Origin of the sequence: Sphingobacterium olei (assembly GCF_005048855.1) — a bacterium.
In the GTDB taxonomy this organism is placed as follows: Bacteria; Bacteroidota; Bacteroidia; order Sphingobacteriales; family Sphingobacteriaceae; genus Sphingobacterium; species Sphingobacterium olei.
The window spans coordinates 377,919-400,259 of the sequence record NZ_SUME01000003.1 but is presented as its reverse complement, the minus strand read 5'-3'; the positions used below and the strand labels follow the sequence as shown (position 1 = coordinate 400,259).

Here is a 22,341-nt window from a genome sequence, read left to right as displayed (position 1 = left end):
GGTTTAGTAAATATTAAAGTTAAGGTTTTGTACTAATTAATCCTAATTCCAGCCCACGAATTTCAGCCAACCCCTTTAGTCGGCCGATTGCTGAATAACCTGGATTTGTTACCTTTTGCAAATCATCCAACATTTGATGACCATGATCAGGTCTAAATGGAATAGGATATTCCCTTCGCTGATTCTCAGCAATAAAGATACTTAACACAGCAGCCATGTCTACATCACCGTCCAAATGATCGGCCTCATAGAAATTTCCTTGTCCATCTTTTTTCACATTACGGAAATGTGCAAAATGTACACGGTGTTTTAATGCTTCTGCAATCTCAGGAACATTATTATTTACCCCTGCTCCTAATGACCCTGTACAAAAACAAACGCCATTAAAATCCTTATCTAATCCGTTAATGATGTTGAGGTAATCTTGCTTATTAGATGCTATTCTAGGCAAACCTAATATCGGATAAGGAGGATCGTCCGGGTGGATCGCCATCTTGATATTGTTTTCCTCACATACTTCAGCGATTTCATTCAAAAACCAAAGAAGATTATGAAGTAATCCGTCGAATCCAATTTCTTTATATATTTCAAGACTTGTGTGAAGATCTTCTAAACTTATATCTTTCTCACTTGGAATTCCCATTAGGATGACTCTATTCAAGTCTTCAATATCAGCCGGGGTAAAACCGTCGAAACGTTTTCTTGCCGCTGTAACTATTTCTTGAGGATAATCTTTTTCTGCATGCTCTCTTTTCAACACAAAAAGATCAAAAGCCGCCAAATCAATCCAATTAAAATAAAGTGCTTTTGCACCATTCTTTAATTCCAAATCAAGTTTTGTTCTTGTCCAATCAAGTACAGGCATAAAATTATATGTTACGATATGTATACCACACGATGCAAGGTTACGTAACGATTCTTTATAATTTTCAATATATTGTGCGGCATCACTTCTTCTAGTTTTAATAGCTTCGTGTACCGGAACACTTTCAACTACAGACCATTTCAACCCAGATTCTTCAATGATCCTTTTCCGTTCTTGTATATCTTCTAAAGGCCAAACATCTCCATGAGCTATATGGTGTAATGCGGTAACAATTCCTGTAGCCCCAGCTTGTTTTACATCTTGTAGACTGACCGAATCATCAGGCCCATACCATCTCCAAGTTTGTTCAAATCTATTTTTCATCTAAATAAATTATTTATAATTAAACTCCACTCCATGCATTAAATCCGCCATCGACGTACACAGTTTCTCCGGAAACGAAAGACGATGCGTCACTCAATAGATAAACCAATGTCCCCTCCAACTCGGAAGGATCCCCTAGTCTCGAAAAAGGTGTTCCGTTAATAAATTTTTGCGCGCGAGAAGTATATGTGCCGTCCGTATTGGTGAGTAAAGCCCTATTTTGTTCTGTCAAAAACACACCTGGAGCGATCGCATTTACTCTAATTTTGTCGCCATAACGCAAGGCCAATTCAGTTGCCATCCATTTTGTAAAACCTATAACACCATTTTTGGCTACCGTGTAACCCATTACACGGGTAATAGCCTGACTAGATGACAACGATCCTATATTAATAATAGAACCTTTGCCTTTTTCCGCAATTATCTTCCCAAAAACATGAGTGGGGATTATCGTTCCAAAAAGATTCAATTCAATAGCTTTTATCGTATCCTGTACATTTGAGGCAAAAAGATCTTGTTCCGGAGTAATTGTTGCACCTTGAATATTACCCCCCGCAGCATTCACCAAACCGTCTATCGTCCCCCATTTAGTCAATATCTGCTCCCGGGCCACGATCATTGATTGTTCATTCATCACATCGCCCACGACAGCAAGCCCCTCACTACCAAAAGTTTCCACTAATCTCACCCGCTCGTCTGCACGCTCTTGATTACGGCCAATAATGCAAACTTTAGCCTTTGCTTCTGCAAGTGCCTTCACAAAAGACTTCCCTAAAACTCCCGTTCCTCCAGTGACAATTATTACTTTTCCTTTTAAGGAAAATTTTTCTAAAACGTTCATTTAACAATTGTTTATAATTTTATCAAAGCAAGATACCCAAAAAAATAACAATAAATGAACGTAAAATACGATAACGATTGCGGTAAATTTATGCATAAGCAATCGTCTATTTATCACAGTTAAATCGTATTTTAGAACATTAATCAAAACCATTGTAATGAAAAGCGTTTTATCTTTTGGAGAAATATTGATCAGGCAACAAGCAGTAGGCAGTTCTTTTTTTGAAAAAGGCAATAATTTATCCAGATTGTATCCAGGAGGTTCAGAAGCAAATGTAGCCGTATCGTTAGCACAAATGGGAACAAAAACCTCCTATTATAGTGCTTTCCCCGACAACCCACTATCCGCCGAAATCATAGCGCTACTCCACGAATCCAATGTCGACACCTCTAAAGTCTCGAAAGTCGGTGATAGAATCGGATCGTATATTCTTCTATCTGCCAATGGCCTTACCAAAGGAGAGGTAATATATGACCGGAAGTACTCAAGCTTTAGCCAGCTTCGTCTGGAAGATATCGATTATGGGTCATTACTGGAAAATGTAGATTGGCTGCATTGGACTGCGCTTACACCTGCTCTCAGTAAACAGATGGCCTCATTAACCGAAGATTTACTGAAAGAAGCGAGTTCGCGAAATATCACAATTTCAGTCGATCTGAATTACAGAAGTAAGCTGTGGCAATATGGGAAACAACCCCTCGAAATAATGCCTCAATTGGTTGAATACTGTGATGTAGTAATGGGCAATATATGGGCTGCGAATAAAATGTTGGGAACATCTATTGATGAATCCCTAAATCGGGAAACCGAGATTCAAACATATTATGAATATGCAATAAAATCAGCTAAAGAAATATTCGACAAATTCCATAAAACGAAACATATCGCCAATACCTATCGTTTTATGGACAATCCCACACACAATCTCTTCTACGGAACTTATCATTCGAGAGAAGAAAACAGTATTTCGCAAATATTTGAAACGAATGCAGTCATCGATCGTATAGGAAGCGGTGATGCGTTTATGGCCGGATTTATTCATGCGTTAAAAAATACGACTGATCCTCGGGAAATAATTGAAATTGCGACAGGAGCCGGATATCAAAAACTATTTGTTGAAGGCGATTTTGGAAACGGAAAATTTAAATAATCATGAACAATATATTAGAAACAATCAATAAATACCCAGTAATACCTGTTTATTATCATGATGACAGTGCGAAATGCATTGAAATCGTTAAGGCCGCTTATGAAGGAGGAATTCGCGTTTTCGAATTTGTAAATCGAGGTGAAAAGGCATTGGAAAATTTCAAAATATTATTGGATTATAAGAATTTGCATCTACCTGGATTGGTATTGGGTATTGGAACAATAAAAGACGTTGAACAGGCGAAAAGCTTTTTAGCAGTTGGCGCAGAATTTATAGTAAGTCCCATTATTGAACCAAGTATTGCTAAAGAAACTTTAGATAAAGGCATTTTATGGATTCCGGGTTGTATGACACCTTCTGAAATCGCCGTTGCCGAAAAATTGGGAGCACCACTTGTTAAACTATTTCCTGGAGATACACTTGGTCCTAAATTTTTAAAAGCAATCAAACCGCTGTTTCCAAAAGTTAAATTCATGCCGACAGGTGGTGTTGATGTAGAAGAGAAAAATATTCAAGAATGGTTTGAAGCCGGAGTATACTCCGTTGGTCTTGGTTCCAAATTATTTCAAGAGCCAGAGGGGGCAACAGATTATTCGTGGTTATCTGTACGAAGTAAGCAATTGTTTAGCTGGATCAAATAATAAAACATTCTACATATAAATAATAAAGGCTAGCGAATTCGCTAGCCTTTATTATTTATATTAAAAAGAGAACATTAATCTTCTTCTTTCGATGCCAATAATTGATCGTATTCCTCACGTGAACCTACGATAATATTACTGTATTTACGCAGACCAGTACCAGAAGGAATTAAGTGGCCAACAATTACGTTTTCTTTCAAACCTAATAGATTATCACGTTTACCTGCAATAGCTGCCTCGTTCAATACTTTTGTCGTTTCCTGAAAGGATGCTGCTGAAATGAACGATTTGGTTCCTAATGAAGCTCTAGTGATACCTTGTAACAACGGACTTGAGGTAGCAGGAATTGCGTCGCGCACTTCTACCAATTTCAAGTCTTGACGTTTCAAGCTGGAGTTTTCTTCACGAAGTTTACGCAACGTAACAATTTGACCTGCACGTAAAGTCGAAGAATCACCTGACTCAACAATAACCTTTTTATCATACAAGGAATCATTTTCCAACATGAAATCCCATTTGTTTACCGCTTCTTTCTCTAAGAAACGTGTATCTCCTGGATCTTCAATATGAACTTTTTGCATCATTTGGTGAACGATCGTTTCGAAGTGTTTATCGTTGATTTTTACCCCCTGAAGACGGTAAACCTCTTGAATACCATTTACGATATATTCTTGAACGGCAGCCGGCCCTTTGATAGATAAGATATCTCCAGGAGAAATCTGACCGTCTGACAAAGGCATACCTGCTTTAATAAAATCGTTGTCTTGTACCAGAATGTGTTTCGAAAGAGGAACCAAATATTTCTTCACTTGTCCATCACGGGATTCGATCGAAATCTCACGGTTACCGCGCTTAACACCTCCTAAAGATACAACACCATCAATTTCAGTAACTACAGCTGGATTAGATGGGTTACGCGCCTCGAATAACTCCGTTACACGTGGAAGACCACCCGTAATATCTCGCGTCTTACCGGTAGAACGAGGAATCTTAACTAAGATAGCTCCTTCTTTTACTTTTTGTCCATGAGATACCGAAACGTGCGCTCCCACCGGAATGTTGTACGAGCGGATTACTTCGCCCTTCAAGTCAAGAACTTTTATAGTCGGATTTTTCGTCTTATCACGAGTTTCAATAATTACTTTCTCTTTGTGACCTGTTTGCTCATCAGATTCTTCACGGAAAGTAACACCTTCGATGATCGCGTCAAACTCCACTTTACCCGCAAATTCGGAAATAATGACAGCATTATATGGATCCCAGTCAACAAGTTTAGTTCCTTTCTCGACTTTCTCTCCTTCTTTTACAAACAAGTTTGAACCGTAAGGAATGATTTGTTGATAGAGAACTTTGTTCTCACCACTAACAATTTTAATCTCGCCTGAACGTCCTAATACAACTTGATATGGGCCATCTTCACCTTGTTTCTCAACAGTACGAACATTTTCGAATTCTACAACACCTTCGTATTTAGCAATGATAGTTGACTCATTGGCAATGTTAGACGCTGTACCCCCCACGTGGAACGTACGAAGTGTTAACTGTGTACCCGGCTCACCAATGGATTGTGCGGCAATTACACCGACAGCTTCACCCATTTGCACGCGTTTACCAGAAGCCAAGTTCCGTCCATAACAACAAGCACATACGCCGCGTTTTGATTCACAGGTCAATACCGAACGAATCTCAATACCCTCAATACCTGCTTCTTCAATCGCATATCCAACTTCCTCGTTAATGTCATCATTCGCTGCCACGATTAACTCGTTGGTTTCCGGATGATAAACATCATGAAGTGGTGTACGGCCTAAGATACGATCATATAATGGTTCAACGATATCGTCGTTATCTTTTAATGCAGTTGTATAGATACCACGTAGACCTCCACAATCGTGATCTACGACAATCATATCTTGAGCAACATCATGCAAACGACGCGTTAAGTAACCCGCATCGGCTGTTTTCAATGCTGTATCGGCAAGACCTTTACGCGCACCGTGTGTAGAAATAAAGTACTCTAATACCGAAAGACCTTCTTTAAAGTTTGATAAAATCGGATTTTCAATAATTTCCCCTCCTGAATTACCCGATTTCTGGGGTTTCGCCATCAAACCACGCATACCACACAACTGACGAATCTGCTCTTTCGAACCACGCGCTCCAGAATCCAACATCATATATACCGAGTTGAAACCTTGGTTGTCGTTTGAAAGGATATCCATTACGTGCGCAGTCAACCTATTGTTGATACGCGTCCAGATATCGATGATTTGATTATAACGCTCGTTGTTCGTAATGAAACCCATATTATAGTTGTTCATTACTTCTTCAACTTCATTAGTAGCTTGAGCGATCAAGTCAGCTTTTGCATCCGGAATATTCAAATCTTGCAAGTTGAATGACAAACCACCTTTAAAAGCTGTTTGGAATCCTAACTCTTTCATATCATCCAAGAATTTCGCCGCACGAGCCATACCCGTATTCTTCACGATCTCTCCAATGACATTACGAAGTGATTTCTTCGTCAAGATTTCATTGATATAACCCACCTCTAGCGGAACTATCTGGTTAAAGATTACTCTTCCTACAGTCGTTTCAATAATCTGCTGAGCATATTTCTCCTCGCCTATTTTAACTTGCGTCTTAACTTTAATCCAAGCGTGAAGATCTACCTGTTGCTCATTTAAAGCAATGATAACCTCTTCCGGAGAATAGAATATACTTCCTTCACCTCTCATCTTACGATTTTCGTCCGATTTACGGCCTTTAGTAATATAATAAAGACCCAATACCATATCTTGAGATGGTACTGTAACCGGAGAGCCGTTAGCAGGATTCAAAATATTATGTGCAGCCAACATTAAGATCTGGGCTTCCAAAATTGCAGCATTACCTAGCGGTAAGTGGACTGCCATCTGGTCACCATCAAAATCGGCGTTAAACGCTGTACACACCAACGGATGTAATTGAATTGCCTTACCCTCTACCAAGGTAGGCTGAAAAGCCTGAATACCCAAACGGTGAAGCGTAGGCGCACGGTTTAATAATACCGGGTGACCTTTCAACACGTTTTCTAAAATATCCCAAACAACTGGATCTTTACGATCTACAATTTTTTTAGCCGATTTTACAGTTTTCACGATACCACGTTCAATCATTTTTCGAATGATGAACGGTTTGTAAAGCTCTGCCGCCATATCTTTAGGAATACCGCACTCGTGTAATTTCAGGTTAGGTCCCACGACAATTACCGAACGAGCCGAATAATCGACACGTTTACCTAGTAAGTTTTGACGGAAACGGCCTTGCTTACCTTTTAAAATATCTGACAATGATTTCAACGCACGGTTACCTTCCGTTTTCACAGCATTCACTTTACGTGAATTATCAAACAAGGAGTCAACCGCTTCTTGTAACATACGTTTTTCGTTACGTAAAATTACTTCGGGAGCTTTGATTTCGATCAAACGTTTCAAACGATTGTTACGGATAATTACACGACGGTATAAGTCATTCAAATCCGAAGTCGCGAAACGACCACCATCCAAAGGAACTAAAGGACGTAATTCTGGAGGAATAATAGGAACGATTTTTACGATCATCCATTCTGGACGATTTTCAATGCGATCTCTTGAACCACGGAATGCTTCTACAACATGAAGGCGTTTTAATGCCTCATTTTTACGTTGCTGAGAAGTTTCATTAGCTGCTTGATGACGTAAATCGTATGACAATTGATCAAGATCAATACGTTTCAATAGCTCTTCCAATGCTTCAGCACCCATTTTTGCAACGAACTTTTGCGGATCGTTGTCATCCAGGTATTGGTTCTCTTTTGGTAAAGTATCTAAAATATCTAAATACTCTTCTTCTGTTAAGAAATCCATATAAGAAATACCATCATCTTCTTTGATACCAGGTTGGATTACCGCGTATCGCTCGTAATAGATGATCATATCTAGTTTCTTAGTAGGAAGACCTAATAAGTACCCAATTTTGTTGGGAAGAGAACGGAAGTACCAAATATGTGCAACAGGAACCACCAAAGAGATGTGGCCCATACGCTCACGACGTACTTTTTTCTCTGTAACTTCGACACCACAGCGGTCACATACAATACCCTTATACCGGATACGTTTGTATTTACCACAGTGACATTCGTAGTCCTTTACCGGACCGAAGATACGTTCACAAAATAGACCATCACGTTCCGGTTTGTACGTACGATAGTTGATCGTTTCTGGTTTTACAACTTCACCACTTGATCGTTCCAAAATCGTCTCCGGAGACGCTAAGCTGATCGTGATCGATGTAAAGTTGCTTTTAATTTTATTATCTTTTTTGTAAGACATACTTATTCAAAAGTTAAAGCTTTAAAGAAGCTTAACAGATTGTTCCATCTGTTAAGTCCTATTTGCTTGATTAATCTAATGTGATATCTAAACCTAAACCACGCAACTCATGTACCAATACGTTGAACGATTCTGGTACCGAAGGAGTTGGTAAGTTATTACCTTTCACGATAGCCTCGTAAGTTTTAGCACGACCTACTACATCATCGGATTTCACAGTCAAAATCTCCTGAAGGATATTAGATGCACCGAATGCCTCCAATGCCCAAACCTCCATCTCACCGAAACGCTGACCACCAAATTGTGCTTTACCACCCAATGGTTGTTGTGTAATCAATGAATAAGGCCCGATCGAACGTGCGTGCATTTTATCATCTACCATGTGACCTAATTTCAACATGTAAATCACGCCGACAGTAGTAGGTTGATCAAAACGCTCTCCCGTTAACCCGTTGTAAAGATATGTACGCCCTGATTTAGGTAATTCCGCTTTTGCCACCCACTCTTCCACTTGGCCCATTTCAGCACCATCGAAGATTGGCGTAGCGAACTTCATTCCTAATTTTTGTCCTGCCCATCCAAGAACTGTTTCATAAATCTGACCTAAGTTCATACGCGAAGGTACACCTAGTGGATTTAATACGATATCTACCGGAGTTCCGTCTTCTAAGAAAGGCATATCTTCATCACGTACTATACGTGCGACAATACCTTTGTTACCGTGACGACCAGCCATCTTATCTCCTACTTTCAATTTACGTTTCTTTGCCACGTAAACTTTAGCCATTTGAACAATACCTGATGGAAGCTCATCTCCTACTGAGATCGCGAATTTATCACGTTTGAAAGCTCCTAACTCTTCGTTATACTTTATATTGTAGTTGTGAAGAGCCATTTTAATCATCTCATTCTTTTCTTCATCAGTAGTCCAACCCGTTGGATTGATGTGCGCGTAATCTAAATCCGTTAAGATTTTTTGCGTAAATTTCGCACCCTTTGCTACCAATAGTTCGCGATAAGAATTATAAACACCTTGACTGGTTTTACCGTTTACAATAGTAAATAATTTGTCTACCAAACGTTCTTTTAGTGATCTTAGGTTCTTATCGTGTGCTACTTCCAATTTCTCTAAAGCTTTTCTTTCAACTTCTTTAGACATCTTCTTAGCACGTGAGAATAATTTAGTATCAATTACAACACCTTTAATCGAAGGAGGAGTTTTTAGAGATGCATCTTTAACGTCACCTGCCTTATCACCAAATATAGCACGTAATAATTTTTCTTCTGGGGAAGGATCTGATTCACCTTTAGGTGTAATCTTACCGATCAGAATATCACCCTCACCTACTTCCGCTCCGATACGAATGATACCATTCTCATCTAGATCTTTAGTAGCTTCTTCCGATACGTTAGGAATATCAGCCGTCAATTCTTCTTCACCACGTTTCGTATCACGAACCTCCAATTCGAATTCCTCAATATGTAATGAAGTGAAAATATCCTGAGATACCACACGTTCAGAAATTACGATCGCATCCTCGAAGTTATATCCCTGCCAAGGCATGAATGCTACTTTTAAGTTACGTCCTAATGCCAATTCACCATCTTCAGTCGCATAACCTTCACAAAGTACTTGACCTTTAGTAACTTTTTGACCTTTTCTAACAATAGGTTTCAAGTTGATACACGTATTCTGATTGGTTTTCTTGAATTTGATCAATCGATATGTTCTAATATCATCGTCAAATGAAACTAAACGATCATCGTCGTTACGTTCGTAACGAATTCTTATTTCTTGTGCATCTACGTATTCTACTACACCGTTTCCTTCTGCGTTAATTAACGTCCGTGAATCTGAAGCCACACGGCCTTCTAATCCAGTTCCTACAATAGGAGCTTGCGGACGTAACAAAGGAACAGCTTGACGTTGCATATTCGATCCCATTAGGGCACGGTTGGCATCATCATGTTCCAAGAAAGGAATCAAAGAAGCTGCAATAGATGTAATCTGATTAGGGGCAACATCCATATAGTCTAATTTCTCAGGCACGATAATCGGGAAATCCCCCTCATATCTTGCTTTTACTTTAGCATCTAAATAGTTACCGTTATCATCATATTGTGCATTTGCTTGAGCAATAGTTTTACCATCTTCATCTTCCGCAGATAAATATACCACTGGCTCATCAACGACCACTTTACCATCTCTTACAATACGGTAAGGGGTCTCAATGAAGCCTAAGTTATTAATCTTAGCATGCACTGATAGCGAAGAGATCAAACCAATATTTGGTCCCTCTGGAGTTTCGATCGTACACAGACGGCCATAGTGTGTGTAGTGAACGTCACGCACCTCAAAACCAGCACGCTCACGCGATAAACCACCTGGACCTAAAGCTGATAAACGACGTTTGTGTGTGATCTCAGCCAGTGGATTTGTTTGATCCATAAACTGAGAAAGTTGGTTCGTTCCGAAAAATGAATTAATCACCGACGACAGTGTACGTGCATTAATCAAATCCGTAGGTGTAAACACCTCGTTGTCGCGGATGTTCATACGTTCACGGATTGTACGCGCCATACGAGCTAAACCAACTCCAAATTGAGCATATAACTGTTCACCTACCGTACGTACACGACGGTTTGACAAGTGATCGATATCATCTACCTCAGCTTTAGAATTAATCAGGTTAATTAAGTATTTCACGATCGCGATAATATCTTGACGTGTTAATACTTTCGTTTCAGCAGGGGTATCCAGTTTAAGCTTACGATTAATGCGGTAACGGCCCACATCTCCTAAATCATAACGTTTATCGGAAAAGAACAAACGATCAATGATACCACGAGCAGTTTCCTCGTCAGGTGGTTCCGCATTACGCAATTGACGATAGATGTGTTCTACAGCTTCCTTTTCAGAATTTGACGTATCTTTCTGTAAGGTATTATATATAATAGAATAGTCCGCATTGTTTGAATCATCATCTTTAGCCAAAATAATAGATTTTACACCGGCATCGATGATCAAGTCAATGTGATCTTCTTCTAGGACAGTTTCGCGTTCAAGTATGATTTCGTTACGGTCGATAGATACAACTTCACCTGTATCTTCGTCCACGAAATCTTCAATCCATTTTTTCAATACCCTAGCCGCCAAACGACGACCAACATATTTCTTTAAACCAGATTTACTAACTTTTACTTCATCTGCAAGGTCGAACAATTCTAAGATATCTTTATCCGAATCAAAACCGATTGCACGTAATAAAGTTGTAACTGGGAATTTTTTCTTCCGATCGATATAAGCGTACATTACGTTGTTCACGTCTGTCGCGAATTCGATCCAAGAACCTTTAAAAGGAATTACCCTAGCAGAATAAAGTTTAGTACCATTTGTGTGTCTACTCTGACCAAAGAATACACCAGGAGAGCGGTGTAATTGAGATACAATAACACGTTCAGCACCATTGATAACAAACGTACCTTTGGGAGTCATGTAAGGAATTGTACCTAAATATACATCTTGTACGATTGTTTCGAAATCTTCGTGTTCTTCATCATTACAAGATAATTTTAACTTTGCCTTCAACGGCACGCTGTACGTCAGACCACGCTCGATACACTCTTGGATATCATAGCGAGGTGGATCAATAAAATAATCCAAAAACTCGAGCACAAAAATGTTTCTTGAATCAGAAATAGGGAAGTTTTCCGCGAAAACCTTGTACAACCCTTCCTGATGGCGATTATCAGAAGTAGTTTCTAATTGAAAAAACTCCTTGAAAGACTGCAATTGCACATCCAAGAAATCAGGGTAATCAATTACCTTCTTACTTGTAGCAAAATTTACTCTTTCTTTTTGAATATTACTGTTTGCCAAGGGAATAAGATTTTAGTTTAAAAAAACTGAGCTTAACTGTGCTGTTCTGTTGTAAATGTAAAGAAGCCAGCACTACCTCTTCACAAGACTTATAGTATAAAACAGGAATAGACTCTGATAGATAATCTATCAGAGTCTAACCTTTGGGGGCTCTATGTGAGATTACTTAATCTCAACAACAGCTCCAGCTTCTTCTAATTGTTTTTTCAAAGCTTCTGCTTCATCTTTAGAAACACCAGCTTTTAATTCTTTAGGAGCGCCGTCAACTAAATCTTTAGCTTCTTTCAAACCTAGACCAGCTAAATCTTTAACTAATTTAACTACTGCTAATTTTTGACCACCAGCTTCTTTCAAGATTACATCGAAAGATGTTTTCTCTTCAGCCGCAGCAGCACCACCTTCAGCAGGAGCAGCAGCAACTGCAACAGCTGCAGCAGCAGGCTCGATACCATATTCGTCTTTTAGGATATCAGCTAATTCCTTAACTTCTTTTACTGTTAAGTTTACTAACTGTTCAGCAAGTTGTTTTAAATCTGCCATTTTATTTTGATTTTTGAATTTACTTAATAATGTTGTTAATTAATATTACGAACTTTTAATTTAATGAGGCGTTCGTTATCCTCTTTGTTCTAAAGCTTTTACTAAACCCGAAATAGTATTTCCACCTGATTGAAGTGCAGAAATAACATTCTTCGCTGGTGATTGAAGTGCGGCAATAATATCTGCAACAAGTTCATCCTTAGATTTAAGGGTAACTAGTGCATTCAATTGATCATCACCTACAAAGGCTGTCTCTTGGATATATGCTGCTTTCAATACAGGCTTATCACCTGCTCTACGCAATTCTTTGATCAACTTCGCTGGAGCATTTCCTACTTCAGAGAATAACAATGTAGAAGCACCTTTAAGTACACTACGTAATTCTTCTGAATCGATTCCTGCTTCAACAAGTGCCTTCTCAATTAATGAGTTTTTAGCCACTTGGATGATGATCCCTTGTTCGTAACACTTGCGACGAATTCCATTGATCTTGTCAACAGTTAAATCAGCTGTGTCAGTAATATAAAAATTACCAAAAGATTTAATCTGTTCGGCCAAAGCTTGAACAATTTCTTGTTTTTCTTCTTTTCTCATGATTAAATTCCAGCTACTGATTTAGTTTCGATATGAATACCGGGACTCATTGTTGATGAGATATGGATACTCTTGAAGTATGTTCCCTTAGCTGCCGAAGGTTTTAATTTTGCAATAGTTTGTAATACCTCTAAAGCATTATCATAAATCTTCTCCGCAGGGAAAGACACTTTTCCAACTGAAGTGTGGATGATACCGGTTTTGTCAACTTTGAAATCGATCTTACCGCCTTTTACATCTGTTACAGCTTTACCTACTTCTGTAGTTACTGTACCAGTTTTAGGATTTGGCATTAAGTTTCTCGGGCCTAAAATACGCCCCAATTTACCCACTTTTGCCATTACACTAGGCATGGTAATGATGATGTCAACGTCAGTCCAACCACCTTCAATTTTGCTGATATAGTCGTCAAGACCTACGTAATCCGCGCCAGCAGCTTTAGCCTCTTCCTCCTTATCAGGAGTACACAATACTAAAACACGCACAGTTTTACCGGTTCCGTGAGGTAATGTCGCAATACCACGAACCATTTGATTCGCTTTACGTGGATCTACGCCTAAACGAACGTCGATATCCACTGAAGCATCAAATTTAGTTGTCGTAATATCTTTTACTAAAGCCGCAGCTTCTTGTAAAGAATACGCCTTACCAGCTTCAATTTTGGATAGTGCCGCTTTTTGATTTTTTGTTAATCTAGCCACTTTCTTAAACTGATTTCGTTAATTAATTTTTCCAAGGAGCGTCACCTGAAACAGTGATACCCATACTACGCGCCGTTCCAGCTACCATCTTCATAGCTGACTCTACAGTAAATGCATTCAAATCCGGCATTTTATCTTTAGCGATAACCTCAACCTGTTCCCAAGTTACCGAAGCAACTTTCTTACGGTTAGGCTCACCAGATCCACTTTTTAATTTAGCAGCATCTTTCAATTGAATAGCTACCGGTGGAGTTTTGATGATAAAATCAAACGATTTGTCTGCATAAACAGTAATGACAACAGGTAAAACCTGACCCGGTTTGTCTTGCGTACGAGCATTGAACTGCTTACAGAAATCCATAATATTCACACCTTTAGCACCTAAAGCAGGTCCTACTGGAGGAGATGGATTGGCTGCACCGCCCTTAACTTGTAATTTTACTAACGCACTGACTTCTTTTGCCATTTTGTTATAAATTTAATGTGTTAAATGTTTGTTAGTAAGTTGGAAGCAAATAACGTAACATTTATTCATTTGACTTTAAAACATAGTTTTGCAACCAAATGAGGTGCAAAGATATGTAAAGTATTAATCATATACAAATTAAAATACAAAATAATTCACAACCTCTCGCATAATAAAGCCCTTCTGAAAAATCAGAAGGGCTTTATTTTATATCTTAAAGAATAATTATATTATTCCTTTTCTACTTGCATATAGTTTAGTTCCAATGGTGTCTTACGACCAAAAACTTTAACCATTACTGTTAGTTTCTTTTTATCTTCGTGAACTTCTTCAATTTCACCAGTAAAACCGTTAAATGGACCGTCAACTACTTTTACTGCTTCACCTACATAATAGGTAACATTGATAGTCTCTCCCTGCTCGGCCATCTCATCCACCTTACCCAAAATACGGTTTATTTCTGCTTGACGAAGTGGAATAGCATTACCGGCTTTATCTCCTAAGAAACCTATTACGCTGTTTAAGTTTTTGATTACGTGCTCGATTTCACCATCTAACGCAGCTTCGATAAGCACATATCCAGGGTAATAATTACGCTCTTTAGCTACCTTTTTACCGTCACGCATCTGATAGTACTTTTCCATAGGTATCAATACCTGAGGAACCAAATGCTGAATACCAAGACGACTTACTTCAGCCTCTATATATTGCTTTACCTTTTTTTCCTTACCACTTACAGCACGCACAACGTACCATTTCAAACTTTGATCAGCCATAGATATTTGATTGATAAAATTAAGAAGCTGTACCGTACAACACCTCTAACACGTTACTTGAAGCTTTATCCATCACAAAAATAATCAATGCGATTAAAACAGATGCAACAAGTACAACAACTGCATGATTTTGCAACTGAGACCAAGTAGGCCAAGTTACCTTCTCGGTAATCTCAACATACGAGTCTTTAAAAAAATCAAGTACTTTAGCCATTATAGTTACTTAAGTTATGTTAGCACGGGCACAAGGATTCGAACCCTGATCGAAGGTTTTGGAGACCTCTATTCTACCATTGAACTATGCCCGTGTAGTTATTATTTCAATGCTGCAAATATAGTGTTTACGATACATTACAGCAAATATTATTTACTTTTTTTGGCACTAAGGAGTGTAAATTCCTTAGAAAAAATAAGCTAATCAGCATCAGCTAATTAGCTTATTTTTTGTATTTAATATAATCTATAAAGACTATAAAATTTCAGTTACCTGACCAGCACCTACTGTACGACCACCCTCACGGATAGCGAAACGTAGACCTTTTTCCATAGCGATAGGAGAAATCAACTTAACTGTGATTGTAACGTTATCACCTGGCATAACCATCTCAGTACCTTCAGCTAATGAAATCTCACCAGTAACATCTGTTGTACGGAAATAGAATTGAGGACGGTATTTGTTAAAGAATGGAGTGTGACGTCCACCTTCAGCTTTTGACAACACGTAAACTTCAGCTTTGAAGTGATCGTGAGGAGTTACAGAACCTGGTTTACAGATAACCATACCGCGACGGATATCAGTTTTCTCAATACCACGTAATAATAAACCTACGTTATCACCAGCTTCACCGTAATCTAAGATTTTACGGAACATTTCCACACCTGTTACTGTAGATTTTAAGTTTTCAGCACCCATACCTAAGATCTCAACTGGATCACCAGAGTTGATTACACCTCTTTCGATACGACCTGTTGCTACTGTACCACGACCTGTGATAGAGAAAACATCTTCTACTGGCATCAAGAAAGGAAGCTCAGTCAAACGTGGAGGAATTGGAATGTAGTTATCTACAGCATCCATTAATTCCATAATTTTTTCAACCCACTCAGGCTCACCATTCAATGCACCTAGAGCAGAACCTTTGATTACAGGGATATCATCACCTGGGTATTCGTAGAACGATAATAATTCACGAACTTCCATTTCAACTAAGTCTAACAACTCTTCGTCATCAACTAAGTCAGTTTTGTTCATGAAAACAACTAATGCAGGAACACCTACTTGGCGAGCCAATAAGATGTGCTCACGAGTTTGAGGCATAGGACCGTCAGTAGCAGCTACTACGATGATCGCACCATCCATTTGAGCAGCACCAGTAACCATGTTTTTCACGTAATCCGCGTGACCTGGACAGTCAACGTGTGCGTAGTGACGAGCTGCTGTTGAGTACTCAACGTGTGCTGTATTAATTGTAATACCACGTTCTTTTTCTTCAGGAGCAGAGTCAATTGAATCAAATGAACGAGCTTCTGATAAACCTTTATCAGCTAATACTTTAGTGATAGCTGCAGTTGTAGTAGTTTTACCGTGGTCAACGTGACCGATTGTACCAATGTTTAAGTGTGGTTTACTACGGTCAAATTTCTCTTTTGCCATGTTTATGCGAATTAGTAATTATTAAATATTTCTTTATTAAATTCTTTACAAAGTTAATAAACTTAAATTATTCGAGCCAAAGATGGGATTTGAACCCACGACCTCTTCCTTACCAAGGAAGTGCTCTACCCCTGAGCTACTTCGGCTTCTTATCAAAAGCTTATTTACAGATTATTGCCTCCACCTTACATTACATGATTATCATGAAAGATAGAGACTTAAAATCTTGATATTAAAGAGCGGAAGACGAGGTTCGAACTCGCGACCTATAGCTTGGAAGGCTATCGCTCTACCAACTGAGCTACTTCCGCTTGCGTTCGCGTAATTGTAGCAAGTTTTTCACCCGCAACAATCCGCAAACTGTTTAGTGTGGAGGGAGAAGGATTCGAACCTTCGAAGCCGAAGCAACGGATTTACAGTCCGTCCCATTTGACCGCTCTGGAACCCCTCCAGACCAGCAACTTACGTCGCTTTAGAGCCTCCTATCGGGATCGAACCAATGACCTACTGATTACAAGTCAGTTGCTCTACCAGCTGAGCTAAGGAGGCTAATATTTTTTCTTTTAATATAATCTCTAAGAACAATCTGTTCTTCTGAACAGCGAGTGCAAAAATCAAAATTTAATTTCACTTTTGCAAGAGTATTTTAAAAAAAGTTTTTTCTTTAAAGAACGACTCAAAAACGAATCCAAGTATAAACCTTATTTTGTTTTCGATGACGCAAAGATAGGTACTAAAAGGACTTTACAAAATTATTTTCTAAAAAAACACGCTCATGCTTTTCATTGCACTGATATGCAACGAAATAATTTTCAATACCAATTCCATCTCCTAATCCGAAACATTTGTATTATATTTCATTCTTGCTTTTTTCTATCAGGGGTTCGTGAATGCAAAGCATTTTATCTAAGTTTGAACCACTTAAAAATGATATCAAAACTACATGAAACGAAATTTTATTTTTTGTCTTTGCACCTTATTATCCCTCCCCTTAGCCGCCCAAGAAAACAATAATTTTATAAAAAAGACAATCAAACAGTTTTTATCATCTAAAAAGGATTCCTCTAGAGGAGCAAGTTTTATTGCTTTACCCGCAGTGGGATATGCACAAGAATCAGGATTTGAATACGGATTCGCTTCTACCTATAATTTTTATACGGACAAATCGGATTTAAACAGCCGCACATCCAATCTGACACTGATGGCGACCATGACCACCAAGCAACAGAAAAACATCAAACTAACATCAGATATCTGGACGAAAAACAACGATTATCATATTATTTCCGAACTAAGATTTAGAGATTGGCCGTTCAATTTTTACGGGATTGGCAACGAGACATTACTCATAAATGAAGACTATATCGGCCAAGAACTCTTCAGAGCGAAGTTCGATATCGAAAAGAAAATATCGCCAAAGCTCTACCTTGGAGTAAATGCGAATTTTGAACATTTCTCCTTTACGGATGAAGAGCCTGGAGGCATTTTCGAATCAAATGAAGTGTTAGGCAAAACCGGTGGAAAATACATCGCATTAGGGGCGTCTGCATTATTCGACACCCGGAATAACACAACTTACTCCACATCGGGACTTTACAGCCGAATAAAATATGCATATGCTCCCAACTTCTGGGGCGGAGATAATTTCACAGGTAGTCAAATCGAATTGGACGTCAGATACTTCTACCCCCTCACGCCCAAATTAACAACCGCTATCCAGACACTATACAGGGCTTCCATCGGCAAAGATATACCTTTCTATGCCTTTAGGGACCTAGGAGGTGACATGACGATGAGAGGGTATTATCTGGGGCGTTATAAAGACAAGAGCTACACGGCTACACAGGCAGAACTACGCTATAGAATAATTCCAAGACTCGGAGCTGTCGTCTTTGGTGGCACAGGAAGCACGTTCTCTCTTCAGCACGACCTACGCTTAGTCCCATCGTTTGGTGGAGGAATACGTTATTTCTTTAGTTTAGAGCATAACAGTACGATCCGACTGGATTATGCATATGGCGAAAAGAGATCGGGAGAAAAAAGACAGTCTGGCTTTTACCTAAGTATCAGTGAAGCCTTTTAGTATTTCCAAAATGGGAAACGGAGCTTAAAATGCTCCTTCCGCTGCCCTTCCCGATGACACACTATTCCAAAATAGAACAGATCTATCGTAACAGTAATGGAGTCTTCTTCGGTCAAGTTGTTCCATCTTCGTGTATTAGAAAGGCTCTTATGGATATCTCTTAGAAAAAGAAATGTAAAACGATGCTGTAAATCCACAACCTCCTCTAGCTGTAGCTCTTCGATGGAAACATCAAGCGCTCCACTCCATGCAGATTTATCCTGTTTTATTGCCACACCATAATACGCTGCAATTTCTTTAATTAGAAGATCAGATTTACTGCCCCCTCTGGCTTTCTGTTTAGTTGCTGTGTAAATCACCTCATCTGCCAACCTATAAACAAAAGGGGAATGTGTACCATGCCTACTATTAGACAATATAAAATGTGATATCAACCGAAAGAAAAATAACATCGCGACAAACTTAATTATTGTTTTCCAAAGAATTTACGATGTGCCTGTTTTAATACCCCGAGTCCGTGTATTAGCACCTATTTGATACCGCTTCGCATTGCAGATATCCTTTCTTCGCAACATACGGCAGGTATATCAACTATGCGAGCACACTAAAACCACCTCGAATCCGTGCTAGACTCGGACTCGTCACGGACTCACTACGGAGTTAACACGGACACATCTTCTATCTGCTACAAAGAGGCCATGACTCTTTCCCGAACATATAGCGACTATAAACCGAACACGATGTCTCGCCTTCTATCTCAAAATTGCAAGATAAATACACTTCCCTTGCCTTCATCGCTATCAACGAAAATATTACCCTTATGCAATAACATAATCTGTTTGCTCAATGTCAGTCCTATGCCACTCCCCGACTTCTTGGTTGTAAAAAACGGAGTAAATATTTGATCCTGAATATCTACCGACATCCCAATTCCATTATCTTCAACTTTCAACTGGATATTACCCTCCTTTTCCAACGCACTCAAACTTATATACGGATTTTCTACTCCCTTAACAGCTTCTATAGCATTAAGAACGATATTAATCAAGACCTGTTCTATTAAATTGATATCCGCCTGTAGAATTAATCTGGTATTTTTAATGATGATATCCAGATCAATTTTCTTTTGTATCAAGGTCGGTTCCAACAATTGATAGATATTTTCGAATAGCTGTACGACGATTATATCGGTATATTCCGGCTGGTCAACCTTATTAATCAATCGGTAACTTTTGGCAAATTGCAACAGGCCCTCACTCCTTCTTTTTATGGTATATATGCCCAATTTCACATCCTCAATCTCTTCGTGCCCTTCCAATAGATCCAATTTACTATATAGTGTTTCCGCTAAAGAGGTAATCGGGGCAATAGAATTCATGATTTCGTGCGTCAGTACCCGTAACAATTTGTGCCAGGCTCTGGTCTCTGTTGCATCCATGGCCTCATTGATGTTTTGATACACGATAATACGGAAAAGTCCATCCTTCGTCCCAAATTCAGAAGTCTGTATCAGAAGCTTAATCTTTCCCTTGCTCGAATTGATGACATCCATCCGCTGCTGGCCCACGTCAAGAGCCATGGTTTTTTCATACAGCTCTTCGTGTCTCTTTTGCATCCCCTTTATATTTCCAAGGTGAGGTGTATGGAACAACTGCTTGAAGGCATCGTTAATCCAGACTACCTTCCCGGTGTTATGATTATAAAAAATAATCGCCGAATCCAACATATTAATGACCTTATTCAGATACTGATTTTGAACTTCTTTGTCAGCGCTTATATTTTTATAAATTTGGTTGATTTGATTAAAGGCGGTAAACAGCCGTCCTTCTGCCGAGTGTGGATCCTTAACGAGATATCTTCGCGTGAAATCATTATATTTTGCCGCGTCTGCAAACTCGGTAAGATGTTTTAACAGGCTATTTTGCCTCGATAAAAGGTAGTACAGAATAGTGAAAGCAATTATGAACAATAAAATTCCGTAAGTATATAGCTTTAAAAAAAACAAATAAGATGCGCCTATCGTACAAATTAGCAGAACAATTGACTTAAAAAAGATCGACGTTACCTGACGTGTCATACCCTAATTTTTCTGTTTCTTAATCTCATTAGATATCATATTTTTCTAATCTCCGATAAAGTGCCGCCCGGGTTAGCCCTAGCTCTTTGGCGGCCTTGCTGATATTACCATTGTAACGATCAATAGCTGACTTAATGGCTTTTCGCTCCAGTTCTTCTAAGTTACGGGGATTAGGAGGTGTTGCATCAAGCGGATGAAGATCCTCCACCTGTTCAATTGGCGAAAAAAGAATATCATTCGCTTTTAATGTCCTTTCTTCCGACATAATCACGGCTCTTTCGATACTATATTGTAGCTCCCGGACATTACCCGGAAAATGATAATCCGTTAATTTTCGTAGTCCGTCACTTTCAATAACCTCAATCAGTTTATTGTATTTCTTGGAATAAAAAGCTAAAAAGTGTTCCGCCAATAACAATACATCATCTCCTCGGTCCCGAAGTGGTGGAACCTGTATTTCAACCGTATTAATTCGATATATTAGATCCTTACGAAATCGACTTTCATCAGACAAAGACTTCAGGGATACATTGGTTGCCGTTAATAACCGTATATCTACCGGAACAGGCTGACTCGAGCCTAGCGGTATAACCTCTCTGTTTTGTAATACGCTCAATAACTTTGATTGCTGATGCAGGGATATGTTTCCTATTTCGTCTAAAAACAAGGTCCCTTTATCTGCATTTTCAAACCTTCCCTTACGGTCTTCGCGAGCGTCTGTGAAGGCTCCTTTTTTGTAACCGAATAGTTCACTTTCAAACAGGGATTCGGTCAATGCCCCCACATCTACTTTGACGTAAGGAGATTTGCTACGTAAAGATCTGGAATGGATAGCATGAGCAATCAGATCCTTGCCCGTCCCGTTTTCGCCAAGAATCAAGATATTTGCCTCTGTTGGAGCGACCTTATTAATTTTATGTTGCAAGTCGGCCATAATGGAGGATCTGCCGATAATACCATCATCGTGTACGGCCTTACTTGATGTACTGACCGTAAATTCCTTTTTTTCTACCAACGCATTTTCAAGCGTTTCGATCAACTGCTCATTCTGCCAGGGTTTGACGATAAAATCAGCCGCTCCCTGTTTCAACGATTTCACGGCCAGGTCGACTGCCGCGTAAGCCGTTATCATAATTACCCGAATATGGGGATACTTATTTTTCACCTGCGAGAGCCAAAATAAGCCTTCATTCCCCGTATTGATCGTACTCTTGTAGTTCATATCCAACAAGACCAGATCAATATCTTCTTTAGCTAATGTGGCTAATAAATTTTCGGGATTGTGTGCTACACTTATCTTCCTGACCTTCGATTTTAGTAAAATCCGAGCTGCTGTCAGTAAATCCTGATCATCATCTAACACCAGTATAGAAGCCTTTTTTAAATCCATCCGCTAA

17 protein-coding genes and 5 tRNA genes are annotated in these 22,341 nt (G+C 39.1%); 3 read left to right on the top strand and 19 right to left on the bottom strand.

The window, feature by feature from the left end:
• Positions 1-19 precede the first annotated feature (19 nt).
• Entirely contained in the window at positions 20-1,189 is a 1,170-nt protein-coding gene (gene uxuA, locus FAZ15_RS08965; RefSeq protein ID WP_136900969.1) for a mannonate dehydratase, read from the bottom strand.
• Positions 1,190-1,208: 19 nt separating this feature from the next.
• On the bottom strand, positions 1,209-2,030 hold the full coding sequence (locus FAZ15_RS08960; protein ID WP_136900968.1) for an SDR family oxidoreductase: 822 nt from the start codon (positions 2,028-2,030) through the stop codon (positions 1,209-1,211).
• Positions 2,031-2,187: 157 nt separating this feature from the next.
• Here FAZ15_RS08960 and FAZ15_RS08955 point away from each other — a divergent pair, with 157 nt between their 5' ends.
• Together FAZ15_RS08955 and FAZ15_RS08950 are read left to right on the top strand one after the other, a co-directional pair.
• Positions 2,188-3,180, top strand: a complete 993-nt coding sequence (locus FAZ15_RS08955) for a sugar kinase (protein WP_238387204.1) — start codon at positions 2,188-2,190, stop codon at positions 3,178-3,180.
• Between the two features lie 2 nt (positions 3,181-3,182).
• The gene (locus tag FAZ15_RS08950) at positions 3,183-3,821 is read left to right on the top strand and encodes a bifunctional 4-hydroxy-2-oxoglutarate aldolase/2-dehydro-3-deoxy-phosphogluconate aldolase (RefSeq protein ID WP_136900966.1); all 639 of its coding nucleotides are present in this window, start codon (positions 3,183-3,185) and stop codon (positions 3,819-3,821) included.
• 74 nt (positions 3,822-3,895) lie between these two features.
• Here the strand turns inward: FAZ15_RS08950 and rpoC are convergent, their stop codons facing one another.
• The 14 genes from rpoC to FAZ15_RS08880 all read right to left on the bottom strand — a co-directional run bounded on the left by rpoC (position 3,896) and on the right by FAZ15_RS08880 (position 17,333).
• The gene (gene rpoC, locus FAZ15_RS08945; protein ID WP_136900965.1) at positions 3,896-8,173 is read right to left on the bottom strand and encodes a DNA-directed RNA polymerase subunit beta'; all 4,278 of its coding nucleotides are present in this window, start codon (positions 8,171-8,173) and stop codon (positions 3,896-3,898) included.
• Positions 8,174-8,243: 70 nt separating this feature from the next.
• Positions 8,244-12,053 carry a DNA-directed RNA polymerase subunit beta gene (rpoB, locus tag FAZ15_RS08940; protein ID WP_136900964.1) on the bottom strand — a complete coding sequence of 1,270 codons (3,810 nt, stop codon included), beginning with the start codon at positions 12,051-12,053 and terminating at the stop codon, positions 8,244-8,246.
• A 162-nt stretch (positions 12,054-12,215) separates the two neighbouring features.
• Positions 12,216-12,593: a 50S ribosomal protein L7/L12 gene (rplL, locus tag FAZ15_RS08935; RefSeq protein ID WP_002992785.1), complete on the bottom strand. Its 378-nt coding sequence runs from the start codon at positions 12,591-12,593 to the stop codon at positions 12,216-12,218.
• A 75-nt stretch (positions 12,594-12,668) separates the two neighbouring features.
• On the bottom strand, positions 12,669-13,187 hold the full coding sequence (gene rplJ / locus FAZ15_RS08930; protein WP_136900963.1) for a 50S ribosomal protein L10: 519 nt from the start codon (positions 13,185-13,187) through the stop codon (positions 12,669-12,671).
• A gap of 2 nt (positions 13,188-13,189) precedes the next feature.
• A complete protein-coding gene (gene rplA, locus FAZ15_RS08925) occupies positions 13,190-13,888 on the bottom strand; it encodes a 50S ribosomal protein L1 (protein ID WP_136900962.1) in 699 nt (232 codons plus the stop codon).
• A gap of 22 nt (positions 13,889-13,910) precedes the next feature.
• The gene (gene rplK, locus FAZ15_RS08920; protein ID WP_136900961.1) at positions 13,911-14,354 is read right to left on the bottom strand and encodes a 50S ribosomal protein L11; all 444 of its coding nucleotides are present in this window, start codon (positions 14,352-14,354) and stop codon (positions 13,911-13,913) included.
• Positions 14,355-14,584: 230 nt separating this feature from the next.
• On the bottom strand, positions 14,585-15,130 hold the full coding sequence (gene nusG, locus FAZ15_RS08915; protein ID WP_136900960.1) for a transcription termination/antitermination protein NusG: 546 nt from the start codon (positions 15,128-15,130) through the stop codon (positions 14,585-14,587).
• 19 nt (positions 15,131-15,149) lie between these two features.
• Positions 15,150-15,344: a preprotein translocase subunit SecE gene (gene secE / locus FAZ15_RS08910; protein WP_136900959.1), complete on the bottom strand. Its 195-nt coding sequence runs from the start codon at positions 15,342-15,344 to the stop codon at positions 15,150-15,152.
• A 23-nt stretch (positions 15,345-15,367) separates the two neighbouring features.
• Positions 15,368-15,438 (bottom strand) — tRNA-Trp (locus FAZ15_RS08905).
• Between the two features lie 161 nt (positions 15,439-15,599).
• Positions 15,600-16,784, bottom strand: coding sequence for an elongation factor Tu (gene tuf, locus FAZ15_RS08900; protein WP_136900958.1), 1,185 nt, complete (start codon positions 16,782-16,784; stop codon positions 15,600-15,602).
• Positions 16,785-16,858: 74 nt separating this feature from the next.
• A tRNA-Thr gene (locus FAZ15_RS08895) sits at positions 16,859-16,930 on the bottom strand.
• 92 nt (positions 16,931-17,022) lie between these two features.
• Positions 17,023-17,095: transfer RNA gene (locus FAZ15_RS08890), tRNA-Gly, on the bottom strand.
• A gap of 59 nt (positions 17,096-17,154) precedes the next feature.
• Positions 17,155-17,235: transfer RNA gene (locus FAZ15_RS08885), tRNA-Tyr, on the bottom strand.
• Between the two features lie 25 nt (positions 17,236-17,260).
• Positions 17,261-17,333 (bottom strand) — tRNA-Thr (locus tag FAZ15_RS08880).
• A gap of 394 nt (positions 17,334-17,727) precedes the next feature.
• Here FAZ15_RS08880 and FAZ15_RS08875 point away from each other — a divergent pair.
• A complete protein-coding gene (locus FAZ15_RS08875) occupies positions 17,728-18,867 on the top strand; it encodes a BamA/TamA family outer membrane protein (RefSeq protein ID WP_136900957.1) in 1,140 nt (379 codons plus the stop codon).
• On the opposite strand, the gene FAZ15_RS08870 is transcribed toward FAZ15_RS08875, so the two are convergent.
• The 3 genes from FAZ15_RS08870 to FAZ15_RS08860 all read right to left on the bottom strand — a co-directional run bounded on the left by FAZ15_RS08870 (position 18,864) and on the right by FAZ15_RS08860 (position 22,334).
• Positions 18,864-19,319, bottom strand: a complete 456-nt coding sequence (locus FAZ15_RS08870; protein WP_162304907.1) for a hypothetical protein — start codon at positions 19,317-19,319, stop codon at positions 18,864-18,866. The two genes, FAZ15_RS08875 and FAZ15_RS08870, sit on opposite strands and share 4 nt — an antisense overlap.
• A 305-nt stretch (positions 19,320-19,624) precedes the next feature.
• The gene (locus FAZ15_RS08865) at positions 19,625-20,944 is read right to left on the bottom strand and encodes a sensor histidine kinase (RefSeq protein WP_136900955.1); all 1,320 of its coding nucleotides are present in this window, start codon (positions 20,942-20,944) and stop codon (positions 19,625-19,627) included.
• 28 nt (positions 20,945-20,972) lie between these two features.
• Positions 20,973-22,334 carry a sigma-54-dependent transcriptional regulator gene (locus FAZ15_RS08860; RefSeq protein WP_136900954.1) on the bottom strand — a complete coding sequence of 454 codons (1,362 nt, stop codon included), beginning with the start codon at positions 22,332-22,334 and terminating at the stop codon, positions 20,973-20,975.
• Between the last annotated feature and the right edge of the window lie 7 nt (positions 22,335-22,341).

Bases quoted from the DNA above. Each gene is read 5' to 3' on its own strand.
- FAZ15_RS08870 (WP_162304907.1), bottom strand. From the start codon at position 19,319: ATGTTATTTTTCTTTCGGTTGATATCACATTTTATATTGTCTAATAGT.
- uxuA (WP_136900969.1), bottom strand. From the start codon at position 1,189: ATGAAAAATAGATTTGAACAAACTTGGAGATGGTATGGGCCTGATGAT.
- rpoC (WP_136900965.1), bottom strand. From the start codon at position 8,173: ATGTCTTACAAAAAAGATAATAAAATTAAAAGCAACTTTACATCGATC.
- secE (WP_136900959.1), bottom strand. From the start codon at position 15,344: ATGGCTAAAGTACTTGATTTTTTTAAAGACTCGTATGTTGAGATTACC.
- nusG (WP_136900960.1), bottom strand. From the start codon at position 15,130: ATGGCTGATCAAAGTTTGAAATGGTACGTTGTGCGTGCTGTAAGTGGT.
- tuf (WP_136900958.1), bottom strand. From the start codon at position 16,784: ATGGCAAAAGAGAAATTTGACCGTAGTAAACCACACTTAAACATTGGT.
- FAZ15_RS08955 (WP_238387204.1), top strand. From the start codon at position 2,188: ATGAAAAGCGTTTTATCTTTTGGAGAAATATTGATCAGGCAACAAGCA.
- FAZ15_RS08865 (WP_136900955.1), bottom strand. From the start codon at position 20,944: ATGACACGTCAGGTAACGTCGATCTTTTTTAAGTCAATTGTTCTGCTA.
- rplL (WP_002992785.1), bottom strand. From the start codon at position 12,593: ATGGCAGATTTAAAACAACTTGCTGAACAGTTAGTAAACTTAACAGTA.
- rplK (WP_136900961.1), bottom strand. From the start codon at position 14,354: ATGGCAAAAGAAGTCAGTGCGTTAGTAAAATTACAAGTTAAGGGCGGT.
- FAZ15_RS08860 (WP_136900954.1), bottom strand. From the start codon at position 22,334: ATGGATTTAAAAAAGGCTTCTATACTGGTGTTAGATGATGATCAGGAT.
- FAZ15_RS08875 (WP_136900957.1), top strand. From the start codon at position 17,728: ATGAAACGAAATTTTATTTTTTGTCTTTGCACCTTATTATCCCTCCCC.
- rplJ (WP_136900963.1), bottom strand. From the start codon at position 13,187: ATGAGAAAAGAAGAAAAACAAGAAATTGTTCAAGCTTTGGCCGAACAG.
- FAZ15_RS08950 (WP_136900966.1), top strand. From the start codon at position 3,183: ATGAACAATATATTAGAAACAATCAATAAATACCCAGTAATACCTGTT.
- FAZ15_RS08960 (WP_136900968.1), bottom strand. From the start codon at position 2,030: ATGAACGTTTTAGAAAAATTTTCCTTAAAAGGAAAAGTAATAATTGTC.